The organism is Streptomyces sp. MnatMP-M17, from assembly GCF_900091995.1.
Lineage (GTDB): Bacteria > Actinomycetota > Actinomycetes > Streptomycetales > Streptomycetaceae > Streptomyces.
Genome location: NZ_FMDK01000302.1, coordinates 1 through 11753 on the forward strand (window position 1 = coordinate 1; position 11753 = coordinate 11753).

The window sequence follows — 11753 nt, forward strand, 5'->3', positions numbered from 1 at the left end:
TTCCCCCCCCCCCCGGCGCCCCTGCCGGTCCCGGCCGCCGCCCCGGCCGCAGCTCAGTGCGGCGAGGACGTGGGTGGCGGCGGCGGTCAGGAGGGCGGTGGTGAGGGAGCGGGCGGCCAGTGGGGCCGTGAGGGCCGCGCCGAGGGCGAAGCCGGTGATCTTCAGGCTGGCGCCGGTGGTGAAGATCTGGCCGCGCAGCCGCTCCGGCGCCTCGCGGTGGCGTATCGCGAACAGGGCCGCGAGCTGCGGGCCTTCGCCCAGACCGGCGATCAACAGCGCGGCGACGAGCAGAACCGGTCGGCCGGTTGCGGCGAGGACCGCGAGGACGGCGAGGAGCAGGGCGACGGCCAGGACAATCGTGCTGTACGGGAGGACGGCGTCGGGGCGGCGCATCAGCCGGGGATACCGCGCGAACACCGCGTTGGCCAGGAGCGCCGAGGCGGCGGCGCCGGAGAGCAGGGCGACGCCGTGGTTCGCCGAACCGAACGCCCGCTCTCCGAGCAGCGGGCTGCACGCGACGAGAATCCCTTGGCCCACACAGGAGATGACGGACGCTACGGTTGCCCGCGCCAAGGAAGGCGTACGGGCGATGGCCCGGAACCCGGCACGAAGATCAACGACAACGGACGCCGGAGTTGGCGTGGGCGTTGGCCCTGGTGGCGGGGCTGCGGCTGAACTTCGGGCTTCCCCGGCCCGTACTCCCGGCAGCCGCCACGCCACCGGCACCGCCGCGCCGATCAGCGCCGCCGATACGAACACTCCCGTCGGCGCGCCGGCCAGTCCCGCGACCGTGCCCGCCAGCGCCGGGCCCGTCAGGCTCGCGAAGTTGAACGTCATCGCGTCGAGCGCGGTCGCACGCGGCAGCTCCTCCGGCCTTACGGCACAAGGGAGTTGCGCGGTCCAGCCGCCGGACAGGGTCGGGCCCAGCAGTCCCGCGCACACCGCGATCAGCACCGTGGCCACGACCGGGACGCGCCCGAGGCTCAGAAGAATGACGACGAGGGCCGAGCCGTACGCGCTCAGCGCCACCGCCAGCAGCCGGCCGGGCCGGGCCGATCTGTCGAGCAGTACGCCGAAGACCGGGCCGCCGAGCGCCGCCGAGACGGTGATTCCCGTGAGCAGCGCCGTCGCGGTGGACGCCGATCCGGTGACGGCCAGCCCGGCCAGCAACAGGGCCGGGCCCAACATCTCGTCCCCGGTACGGGCGGCTGCGGCCCCGGCGACCCCGACGGCGTAACGCTTTTCCATGCGTAGCACGTTACGTACGTAACTCAAAACTTGACCAGATACGTTACATTCACCTGGTGCCGCCCCCGAAGCCGCAGCCTCCGAAGCCCTCAGCCACCGCCGAGCGAACCGCCGCCCTCATCAACGCCCTGAGCGTCAATGCCCTGAGCGCCGAGGATCCGACACCGCACACGGTCGCCGCGGTCCTGCGCGAACACGGTGAGGCCGATCCCGTCGAACTCTCCGCACACGACATCACCGAGATGCGCGCCGTCGCGGAAATGCTGCGCGAGGTCTTCGCGGCCGACGACGTCGACGCCGCCGCGGCCACGCTCAACCACCTCCTGCGTCTGACCCCCGGGCCTCTGCGGCTCTCCTCGCACGACGGCCTCACCATCTGGCACCCGCACCTGGACAGCACGGACGACGCGCCATGGGGCGAGTGGTTCCTCGCGTCGTCCTGTCTCGCGCTGACGGTCCTCCTCTGGAACCGCCAGCGCCCGCCCGGCGGCATCTGCGCGTCATCCACCTGCTGGAACGTCTATGTAAACCAGGGCAGCGGCCTACCGCGCCGCTACTGCTCCCGCCGCTGCGCGACCCGAGAACGAGTAGCCACCCACCGCCGCACCCGCGCCTGACCGCCCGAAGGACACCCCCGAAGGACACCCACGGGGGCTTGAGCCCCGGATCACCGTGGGCGCAGGCCCGCCAGCAGCGTCTCCACCGTCTCCGACACGAGTACGCCGAGCGGCTTCGCGCCGTTCATACCGGTGGCCGCAAGCACCGCGAGGCCCTGCAAGACCGCCAGTACCGTCATATCGACCCGGCCCGTGGTGTCGGCATCGATGTAGCCCCGGGCGCGCGCCTCCGCGAGAAGCCGTACGGGCGCGGCGAACGCCCTGTCGTTCGCCTCCCGCAACCGGTCGCCGCGCGAACCCTCCTTCGAACCGTGCATCAGACCCAGCAGCGCGCGATGCTCGACTGCGAACTCGACATAGACCTGGGCGAAGACCACCAGCCGCTCGGCGAGATCGCCGTGATCGCCGAGGTCACCGCGATCACCCTCGTCAACCAGCGCGTCGTCGTTCAGCGCGGCATCGAGCCTGCGCCCCAGCCGTTCGTACCCCTCCTCCGCAAGGGCGTCCAGCAGCGCCCGCTTGTCCGGGAAGTGCCGGCGCGGCGCACCGTGGCTCACGCCCACCTCACGGGCGAGTTCCCGCAACGAGAGTCCGTCGACACCTTGTTCGGCGAGGGTCCGTTCGGCCTGCCGCAGCAGGGCGGTGCGCAGATCGCCGTGGTGGTAGGGGCGGGCTGTGGTCATCGGACCACCTTATCCACACGCTCATCCGAATGTTGCCATTGACTACAATGTATCCAATGACTACTTTGGCGACCATGACCAGTCCACTCCGCTCCACCCGTCCCAAGTCGTCTCCCGCTCCCTGGACCCTCGAAGACCTGCCGCCTCAGACCGGACGCACCGTAATCGTCACCGGCGCGGGCAGCGGCATCGGGCTGGAGGCCACCCGGGCGCTCGCGTCCGCCGGGGCGCATGTCGTGATGGCCGTACGAAATGCCGAGCGCACCCGCGAGATCGCCGCGAGCGTGACCGACAGCCTGGCCGGTCGGACAGTCGGCCGGACAGTCGGCAGCATCGAGGTGCTGCCGCTCGACCTCGCGGACCTCGCCTCGGTACGCCGCTTCGCGGCCTCCTGGGACCGCCCGGTCGACATCCTGATCAACAACGCGGGCGTGGCCAATGTGCCGCTCGGCCGCACCGCCGACGGCTTCGAGACGCACTTCGGCACCAACCACCTCGGCCACTTCGCACTGACCTGTCTACTGCTGCCGCGGATCACCGACCGCGTGGTCACCGTCGCGTCCAACGCCCACAAGAAGGCCACGCTCGATCTCGACGACCCGAACTGGCGGCGGCGCCGCTACCGCGCCTCGGCAGCCTACGGACAGTCGAAGCTCGCCAATCTGCTCTTCACCCTCGAACTGCAACGCCGCCTGACGGAAGCCCACTCACCACTGCTCGCCCTCGCCGCGCATCCGGGCGCGGCGACCACCGGACTCAACCGTCATCTCGGCCCGGCCATGACCTTTGTCGCCACGACCGTCGGCCGGCTGGTGATGCAGAGTGGTCCGGCCGGAGCCCTGCCGACGCTCTTCGCCGCCACCCAGAACCTCGAAGGCGCCGCCTACATCGGCCCCGACGGCCGCGGCGAACAACGCGGTCACCCCACCCGGGCCTCCCGCAGCGCCACCGCCCAAAACCCCACCCTGGCCCGGAAGTTGTGGACTCTCTCCGAAGACCTCACCGCAACGGCCTTCCCCCTCGCCTGACTCCCGCCCGACTCCCGAGGCCTCCCACACCGGGCGCCCGGCGTCACCCGCTTTAGCGTGCCAGAAAACGGAACGGCCCCCGGGGTGCGGACAACACCTTCGGGGGCCTGACCGATCAAGATCGACCACTTGAGGATTCGCGATCTCATGGCTGAGGCCAAGCTCAATGCCACCGCGCACCCGACGCACGCAACGCCGCCCGGTTCCCACCCCATGGCGAACCCTGGCTACGGCAAGCGTTCGACTCCCGGTCAACTGGCCCGTACGGCCGACGACTTCGCCCGCCTTCCGGGCCGTGAAGCCGCCGTCGCGGCGTTCATCGACCGGCTGCCCGAGGGCGCGGACATCTCCGTGAAGGCTCTCGCCAAGGTGCTTCCGTACGGACAGTGCGCCCTCCGTACGGCGCTGCGCCACCTCCAGAACGTCGGGCATCTGCGGCGCGGGCGCGAACACCTCGTCGGGTCGGGGAGTGCGCGTTGGGTCACCCGTACGTGGTTCTCCCGTACGGCACGGGACAATGCGTGGTGGACGGCGTTCATCTCCGGCGACGTACCGGACGACGCTCCGGCCGCGCCCCCGGACCCGGTCCAGGCCGCAGACCAGGCCGCCCAGACCTCCGCCGTCCAGGCCCGGGCCCAGGCCCGTACTCCCTCCCGTACTCCCTCCCGTGCCCCATCCCGTGCCTTCGTCCTGCTGGCCGCGCTCGGCCGGAGCGCGCCCGCCATGTCGCTGTCCGCCGCCGACTGCGCGGCTCTGGAGCCGCTGGCCGCCGCCTGGTTGGAACGAGGCGCCGACGAGAGAGACGTGCTGTACGCCCTGACCGCCGGGCTTCCGGCCGTCGTCCACCACGCGGCGGCCCTCGCCCGGGTGCGCCTGACCTCGAAACTCCCGCCGGAGCCGATCCGTACGCCACGTCCCGCGCTGCGGATCTTGGAGTGCGGGACGTGCGGCGCCCCGGGCCGCCCGGAAGCACTGCTCGACGGCGAGTGCGGCACCTGCCGAGGCACACCTCCACCCGTACGGCCCCCGACCGCACTCCCACCCACCCAGGTCCACGCCCACGCAGCCCTGGCCCGCGCGGCGACGACACGCCGCCCAACCGAAAGGACACGCGTATGGCGCTTCAGTCGATCCGCCGCCACAAAACCGGGGCACCCCGGCAAAGCTGGTGGTTTACACCGACCCGCAGAGGGGCGAGTACCAGAGCCGTACCTCGCACCCGTACGGAGACACGGTCAAGCTCCCCGACCCCGTCGGCATCACCCTGGAGACCGAGAAGCTCAAGGACTACACCCGCTGACGCCAGTCACCCAGGTCACCAGGTCACCGGTTCACCAGGTCACTCCCTGAGCCGTAGCGCCCTCCGTACCCCCTGGCTCAGCGGGAGGTCGTTCTCCGGGCCCGGTGTTGCTCGGACGTCGGCGGTCACCGCGTACCAGCCCTGTGTGGTGCTCACGAGGTAGTGGTTTCCGGTGGTCGGGGCGTCCTTCGTGAGCAGGAAGACATACTCCTTCCCGGCGGTCAGCGGGGCCGTCCCGGCGGCGGTGCCCGGGGTGAGGTAGGACAACTGGAGGCGGTTTCCGGGCACTTCGCCCTTGGCCGTCGCCGTGACATCCACCGGCGCGACCGTGTAGGTGCTTCCGCCGCGGTCGGGGCCCGCCTCCTCCTCGCGGCCGGGGCCGAGCCTGCCTCGTACGATCACGTCGGCCATCGCCTCCAACTTGCAGCCGGACCCAGACCGCCGGTACCCCGCAGCCGAGGACCTCGCTCATCTCGGCGGCGCTCAGCCCGTCCCAGTAACTGAGCATCAGCACATCCCGATGCCGGTCCGGGAGCCGGTCGAGAGTGTCCAGTACGGCGGTGTCCTGCCCGGACGCGGGCGCGCGGTGCAGTTCGTCGGTGATGCGCCGGTGGAGTTCGGTCAGGCGCGCGCTCTTGCGGTAGTGGTTGCCCAGCAGATTGCGCGCGGTGACGAACAGCCAGCCGCTGCTGGTCTCATGGCCCGCGGCCATCCGTTCCCACGCGGTCCTGAAGACCTCCGCGGCCAGTTCCTCCGCCGCGCTCCGGTCGCCCAGCCGCCGGTGGACATAGGCCGATACGCGCGGGTGCTCGCGTACGTACATGGCCGTGAACCGCTCGGAGCGATCGCCGTCGGGCGCACGGCCCCCGTCGCTCCCCGTCGTCCGAAAGGTTTCCACACCTCTCATATGTCATGAGCCCGGCGGATCCTTACCACCCGCAGGTACCGTGCCCTGAGAAACGCCCGAGGGCGGCACCCCTCGGAAGAGGTGCCGCCCTCGGTACTGGACCAGGACCGGGTCCGAGCCGTCAGGCTCAGAAGTCCATGTCTCCGCCCGGCATACCGCCCGGAGCAGCCGCGGCGGCCTTCTCCGGCTTGTCGGCGATGACGGCCTCGGTGGTCAGGAACAGCGCGGCGATGGAGGCCGCGTTCTGGAGCGCGGACCGCGTGACCTTCGCCGGGTCGATGATGCCCTCGGCGATCATGTCGACGTACTCGCCGGTCGCGGCGTTCAGACCGTGGCCGACCGTCAGGTTGCGGACCTTCTCGACGACGACGCCGCCCTCAAGACCGCCGTTGACGGCGATCTGCTTGAGCGGAGCCTCCAGCGCGAGCTTGACCGCGTTGGCGCCGGTCGCCTCGTCGCCCTCGAGCTCAAGCTTCTCGAAGACCGAAGCGGCCTGGAGCAGAGCCACGCCACCACCGGCGACGATGCCCTCCTCGACGGCGGCCTTGGCGTTGCGCACCGCGTCCTCGATGCGGTGCTTGCGCTCCTTCAGCTCGACCTCGGTCGCGGCACCGGCCTTGATGACGGCCACGCCGCCGGCCAGCTTCGCCAGGCGCTCCTGGAGCTTCTCGCGGTCGTAGTCCGAGTCGCTGTTCTCGATCTCGGCGCGGATCTGGTTGACCCGGCCGGCGACCTGGTCGCTGTCACCGGCACCGTCGACGATGGTGGTCTCGTCCTTGGTGATGACGACCTTGCGGGCGCGGCCCAGCAGGTCCAGACCGGCGTTCTCCAGCTTGAGGCCGACCTCCTCGGAGATGACCGTGCCACCGGTGAGGATGGCGATGTCGTTGAGCATCGCCTTGCGGCGGTCACCGAAGCCCGGCGCCTTGACGGCGACGGACTTGAAGGTGCCACGGATCTTGTTGACGACCAGAGTCGACAGCGCCTCGCCCTCGACGTCCTCCGCGATGATCAGCAGCGGCTTGCCCGACTGCATGACCTTCTCCAGCAGCGGAAGGAGGTCCTTCACGTTGCCGATCTTGGAGTTGACGATCAGGAGGTACGGGTCGTCCAGGGACGCCTCCATACGCTCCATGTCGGTGGCGAAGTACGCGGAGATGTAGCCCTTGTCGAAGCGCATGCCCTCCGTCAGTTCGAGCTCCAGACCGAACGTCTGGGACTCCTCGACGGTGATGACGCCTTCCTTGCCGACCTTGTCCATGGCCTCGGCGATGAGCTCACCGATCTGGGTGTCGGCGGCGGAGATGGAGGCGGTCGAAGCGATCTGCTCCTTGGTCTCCACGTCCTTGGCCTGCTCCAGCAGGGCGCCGGAGACGGCCTCGACGGCCTTCTCGATGCCACGCTTGAGGGCCATCGGGTTGGCGCCGGCGGCCACGTTGCGCAGGCCCTCGCGGACGAGCGCCTGGGCCAGCACGGTCGCGGTGGTCGTACCGTCGCCGGCGACGTCGTCCGTCTTCTTGGCGACTTCCTTGACCAGCTCGGCGCCGATCTTCTCGTACGGGTCCTCGAGCTCGATCTCCTTGGCGATGGACACACCATCGTTGGTGATCGTGGGGGCGCCCCACTTCTTCTCGAGGACGACGTTGCGACCCTTGGGGCCAAGGGTGACCTTGACGGCGTCGGCGAGCTGGTTCATCCCGCGCTCGAGACCGCGCCGTGCCTCCTCGTTGAACGCGATGATCTTGGCCATGTGAAGTGGTCCTCCCGGACTGGGGTGGATTGCTCCGGACCGCGCTGGCGCCCGCGACGGACGGCCTGAGAGCCGTGCGGTTCCTTGCCCCACCGGCTCTTCGGGCCTCACCGACCCGGTCCTTAAGTTGTCACTCTCACTCGCAGAGTGCTAACGCCAATGATTAGCACTCGACCCCCTGGAGTGCAAGCGCCCCCACCCACAGGCCCCGCCTACGGGCCCATTTACAGACCCCACCCGAGGCCCCACCCGCACGCCCGCACGCGCGAGGTGACGCCCGGACACGCACAAGGGGCCCGTATCCCGTCTCCGGGATACGGACCCCTCGGCGTGAGCCGTGAACTGAGTGCGTCGGTGGCCGATCGCGCCGGGATCAGACGGCGAGCTTGACCATGTCCGCCTGCGGACCCTTCTGGCCCTGCGAGATCTCGAACTCCACTCGCTGACCTTCTTCAAGGGTGCGGTAACCGTCCATCTGGATCGCGCTGTAGTGGACGAAAACATCCGCACCACCGTCGACCGCGATGAAGCCGTATCCCTTCTCCGCGTTGAACCACTTGACGGTGCCCTGAGCCATGCCTAACTCCCCTATTACTGGCCCTTCCAGGGGCCACACTTCGCGCCGGAACGCGTCGACCGCGGCTGAATGTATCTGCCCAACTGCCCTCTGCAACAGGTCAATCGGACGAGAATTCTGGGCATGGCTGAACACGCATAGCGACGAATTCGCTGCGTTCCCGGGCAAGTCGGGCCGGGCAAAGCGCACCTACAGTGCAAACAGCACCAGGATGTCAGCCCTATCTTGTCGCGTTCTCATACACGCGCCACATGGGCGGCGGAGGGGCGTTCCCACACTCTATCGCGTTCAACCATAAAGAATGGCTCCCTCCGCTTCTCTTGCGGAGGGAGCCATGCCGGTCACGCGGCGTCGCGACGACGAGGCTCAGCCTCCGGCGACCGCCGGGATGATCGAGACGCCCGCGCCCGCCGGAGTCGCGGTCTCCAGGCCCTGCTCGAAGCGGACGTCGTCGTCGTTCACGTACACATTCACAAACCGGCGCAACTTGCCCTGATCGTCCAGGACTCGCGCGGCGATACCGGGGTGGCTGGCCTCCAGGGACTGGATGACCTCGGAGAGAGTCGCTCCCTCGGCCGGGACCTCGGCCTTGCCGCCGGTGTACGTACGGAGAATGGTGGGGATGCGGACATTGACGCTCATAGTGGTGTTCTGCCTTCCGTCTTCCGTAACGTCGTCGGGATCAGCGGGCCAGGCCGGCGTCGCGGAACGCGTCCAGGCTCGGGCGGATGGTCGCGGTCGGGCCCGTCGTCGGCGCCACCGCGTCCAGAGTCTTCAGTCCGTCACCCGTGTTGAGGACGACGGTCGTCAGCGCCGGATCGAGCACTCCGGCCTCGATCAGCTTCTTGGTCACACCGACGGTCACTCCGCCCGCGGTCTCCGCGAAGATGCCCTCGGTGCGCGCCAGCAGCTTGATCGCGTCGACGATCTGCTCGTCGTCGACGTCCTCGACCGCGCCGCCGGTGCGGCGGGCGATGTCCAGGACGTACGGGCCGTCGGCCGGATTGCCGATCGCCAGGGACTTGGCGATGGTGTTGGGCTTCTGTGGCCGTACGACATCGTGCCCGGCCTTGAAGGCAGTGGACACCGGCGAGCAGCCCTCGGCCTGGGCGCCGAAGATCTTGTACGGCCGGTCCTCCACGAGCCCCAGCCTGATCAGCTCCTGGAGGCCCTTGTCGATCTTCGTGAGCTGTGATCCGGAGGCGATCGGGATGACGATCTGGTCGGGCAGCCGCCAGCCGAGCTGTTCGCAGATCTCGTACGCGAGCGTCTTGGAGCCCTCGCCGTAGTACGGACGGAGGTTGACGTTGACGAAGCCCCAGCCCTCGCCCAGCGGATCGCCGATCAGCTCCGAGCAGAAGCGGTTCACATCGTCGTAGTTGCCCTCGATACCGACGAGTTCACCGCCGTACACCGCGGCCATGACGACCTTGCCCTGCTCCAGGTCGTGCGGGATGAACACACAGGAGCGGAAGCCGGCGCGGGCGGCGGCGGCGCCGACGGCGCCCGCCAGATTGCCGGTGGAGGAGCAGGAGAGCGTGGTGAAGCCGAAGGCGCGGGCGGCCTCGACGGCGATGGCGACGACACGGTCCTTGAAGGAGTGCGTCGGATTGCCGGAGTCGTCCTTGATGTGCAGGGAGCCGGTGATGCCGAGCTCGCGGGCGAGATTGTCGGCCTTGACCAGCTTGGTGAACCCTGGATTGATGTTCGGCTTCGAGGCCACATCGGCGGGAACGGGCAGCAGCGGCGCGTACCGCCAGATGTTGTCCGGGCCGTCCGCGATGCGCTTCTTGAGCTCTTCCGGAGTGCCGCTCGGCAGGTCGTACGCGACTTCGAGCGGCCCGAAACAGCTCGCGCAGGCGAAAATGGGACCGAGATCGAAACGCTCTCCGCATTCACGGCACGAGAGGGCGGCGGCGGGTCCGAGGTCAACGGTGTCGCTGGCGTGGTGGACGGTCTGCACAGCCATGATGGCGAGGCCCTTTCTCCTCATCTTCCTTACGACGCATTTCGCCGCAAGACGGAATTGGCACCTTCCCCACCGTGACCTCGCGGTCGGCGGGAGGGTTGCCGGGACTTCAACGGGCCGTTCCCTCAGTCCCTCTGGATGAGCGCTATGACGCCGGGCCAGGCCCGGCGCGTTTTTCCACGTAACGACCCCCGGCATGCGGAGGTCATTCGTGTTGTTCAAGACTGTAACCGAAGGAGCGGACGGTTGAGATAGTGGTCCGCACCGCGAGATGGATCACGTTCGGCCGGGTTCGGGCCCGGTCGCGGCCCGGTTCCGACCGGATTCGCGGGTCACGTTCATGGAACACGTCAGGGAGTACCGACCGTGCTGGAAGAGGTGGAACGCTGGCTGACCAGGCGTTCCTGGTCAGCGGCCGACCGTACGCTCGACCGGCTCCTGGTGGCGAAGGCCGCGCGCGGCACCACGGTGAGCGTGGTGCTCCCGGCGCTCGACGAGGAGGCGACGGTCGGCGCGATCGTCTCCGTGATCCGGCGCGAGCTGATGGAGCGGGCGCCGCTCGTGGACGAGCTGGTGGTGATCGATTCCGGCTCGACCGACCGTACGGCGGAGGTCGCCGCGGCGGCGGGCGCGCGCGTGGTGCACCGGGACGCGATTCTGCCGCGGCTGCCCGCGCTGCCCGGCAAGGGCGAGGTGCTGTGGCGGTCGCTGCTGGTGACGAGCGGTGATGTGGTGTGCTTCGTGGACGCCGATCTGCGGCGGTTCTCGGCGGATTTCGTGTCCGGGACGGTGGGACCGCTGCTGACCGACGCGGATGTGCAGTTCGTGAAGGCGATGTACGACCGGCCGCTGCGGGAGGACGATCCGGACGGCGAGGGCGATCCGGACGGCGAGGACGGCGGCATGAACGGAGCGGTCGGCGGGCAGGGCGGGCGGGTGACCGAGCTGGTGGCGCGTCCGCTGCTCAATCTGCACTGGCCGCGCCTGGCCGGTTTCGTCCAGCCGCTCGGCGGGGAGTACGCGGCGCGGCGCTCGCTGCTGGAGCGGCTGCCCTTCCCGGTCGGGTACGGCGTGGAGCTCGGGCTGCTCGTGGACGCGCTGCACACGGTGGGCCTGGACGCGCTGGGCCAGGTCGATGTGGGCGTACGGCTGCACCGCCACCAGGACGACCGGGCGCTCGGGCGGATGGCTGCGGCGATCTACCGTACGGCTCAACTGCGGCTGTCCCGGGCACACTTGGTACGGCCGGAGCTGACGCAGTTCGACCGCGGCGAGAACGGCTTCGTACCGCGCACCTACTCCGTGGACACGGAGGAACGGCCGCCGATACGCGAGATCGCGGAGTACACGTCCGGACGCGCGGCGTAACCGCGGATCACCTCACCGATTGCCTACATTGCGCCCTTATGAGGGCAAAACATCTGATTATCTGCCGATTCTTCGGGGTGCTGGCCGGGACGCTGGTGCTGCTGTCGCCGGGACAGGCGTCGGCCATGGCGCACGTACCGCCTCAGGCGTCCGGACCTCTGCTCATGCCGGTCCACGCGCCGGTCCACGCGCCGCCGCTCCACGAGCTCGCCCACCAGCCTCCGCACGAGCCTCTCCACGAGTCGCTGAACGGACAGCTCGCGGACACCGGAGGAGCCGCGGAACGGCTGTGGCTGCTGGGCGGGG

12 protein-coding genes, 1 pseudogene and 1 riboswitch are annotated in these 11753 nt (G+C 69.4%); of the genes and pseudogenes, 5 read left to right on the forward strand and 8 right to left on the reverse strand.

The annotated features are described in order from the left end of the window. On the reverse strand, nucleotides 1–1248 hold a 1248-nt coding region (locus GA0115259_RS14220), incomplete at its 3' end, for an MFS transporter (RefSeq protein WP_107469186.1). A gap of 53 nt (nucleotides 1249–1301) precedes the next feature. Between GA0115259_RS14220 and GA0115259_RS14225 the strand changes: the two genes are divergently transcribed. Then, the gene (locus GA0115259_RS14225) at nucleotides 1302–1865 is read left to right on the forward strand and encodes a CGNR zinc finger domain-containing protein (protein WP_202449993.1); all 564 of its coding nucleotides are present in this window, start codon (nucleotides 1302–1304) and stop codon (nucleotides 1863–1865) included. A 50-nt stretch (nucleotides 1866–1915) separates the two neighbouring features. Here GA0115259_RS14225 and GA0115259_RS14230 read toward each other — a convergent pair whose 3' ends face one another. Then, complete coding sequence (locus tag GA0115259_RS14230) at nucleotides 1916–2548, reverse strand: TetR/AcrR family transcriptional regulator (RefSeq protein WP_093596114.1); 633 nt, start codon at nucleotides 2546–2548, stop codon at nucleotides 1916–1918. 74 nt (nucleotides 2549–2622) lie between these two features. Between GA0115259_RS14230 and GA0115259_RS14235 the strand changes: the two genes are divergently transcribed. Both GA0115259_RS14235 and GA0115259_RS14240 read left to right on the forward strand, forming a co-directional pair. Further along, nucleotides 2623–3576 carry an oxidoreductase gene (locus GA0115259_RS14235; RefSeq protein ID WP_237539992.1) on the forward strand — a complete coding sequence of 318 codons (954 nt, stop codon included), beginning with the start codon at nucleotides 2623–2625 and terminating at the stop codon, nucleotides 3574–3576. Between the two features lie 147 nt (nucleotides 3577–3723). Beyond that, nucleotides 3724–4926 (forward strand): hypothetical protein, encoded by a 1203-nt coding sequence (locus tag GA0115259_RS14240; protein ID WP_370747754.1) that lies wholly within the window; start codon nucleotides 3724–3726, stop codon nucleotides 4924–4926. Here GA0115259_RS14240 and GA0115259_RS41785 read toward each other — a convergent pair. From GA0115259_RS41785 to thrC, 6 genes and pseudogenes are all read right to left on the reverse strand, one after another. Then, nucleotides 4916–5287, reverse strand: a complete 372-nt coding sequence (locus tag GA0115259_RS41785) for a hypothetical protein (protein ID WP_237539994.1) — start codon at nucleotides 5285–5287, stop codon at nucleotides 4916–4918. The genes GA0115259_RS14240 and GA0115259_RS41785 overlap by 11 nt on opposite strands. Before the next feature lie 70 nt (nucleotides 5288–5357). Further along, a pseudogene (locus tag GA0115259_RS41790) lies at nucleotides 5358–5783 on the reverse strand (RNA polymerase sigma factor); the annotation flags it as partial. Nucleotides 5784–5910: 127 nt separating this feature from the next. Beyond that, nucleotides 5911–7533: a chaperonin GroEL gene (gene groL, locus GA0115259_RS14250; protein ID WP_046501378.1), complete on the reverse strand. Its 1623-nt coding sequence runs from the start codon at nucleotides 7531–7533 to the stop codon at nucleotides 5911–5913. A 373-nt stretch (nucleotides 7534–7906) separates the two neighbouring features. Beyond that, nucleotides 7907–8110 carry a cold-shock protein gene (locus tag GA0115259_RS14255; RefSeq protein ID WP_005315736.1) on the reverse strand — a complete coding sequence of 68 codons (204 nt, stop codon included), beginning with the start codon at nucleotides 8108–8110 and terminating at the stop codon, nucleotides 7907–7909. Nucleotides 8111–8476: 366 nt separating this feature from the next. Next, complete coding sequence (locus GA0115259_RS14260) at nucleotides 8477–8752, reverse strand: ubiquitin-like small modifier protein 1 (RefSeq protein ID WP_093596123.1); 276 nt, start codon at nucleotides 8750–8752, stop codon at nucleotides 8477–8479. A gap of 40 nt (nucleotides 8753–8792) precedes the next feature. Beyond that, the gene (gene thrC, locus GA0115259_RS14265) at nucleotides 8793–10079 is read right to left on the reverse strand and encodes a threonine synthase (protein ID WP_093596127.1); all 1287 of its coding nucleotides are present in this window, start codon (nucleotides 10077–10079) and stop codon (nucleotides 8793–8795) included. 17 nt (nucleotides 10080–10096) lie between these two features. Further along, nucleotides 10097–10224: riboswitch (SAM riboswitch) on the reverse strand. Nucleotides 10225–10445: 221 nt separating this feature from the next. Between thrC and GA0115259_RS14270 the strand changes: the two genes are divergently transcribed. Together GA0115259_RS14270 and GA0115259_RS14275 are read left to right on the forward strand one after the other, a co-directional pair. Then, the gene (locus GA0115259_RS14270) at nucleotides 10446–11447 is read left to right on the forward strand and encodes a glucosyl-3-phosphoglycerate synthase (RefSeq protein WP_093596130.1); all 1002 of its coding nucleotides are present in this window, start codon (nucleotides 10446–10448) and stop codon (nucleotides 11445–11447) included. 38 nt (nucleotides 11448–11485) lie between these two features. Beyond that, on the forward strand, nucleotides 11486–11753 hold a 268-nt coding region (locus GA0115259_RS14275), incomplete at its 3' end, for a hypothetical protein (RefSeq protein WP_141716559.1).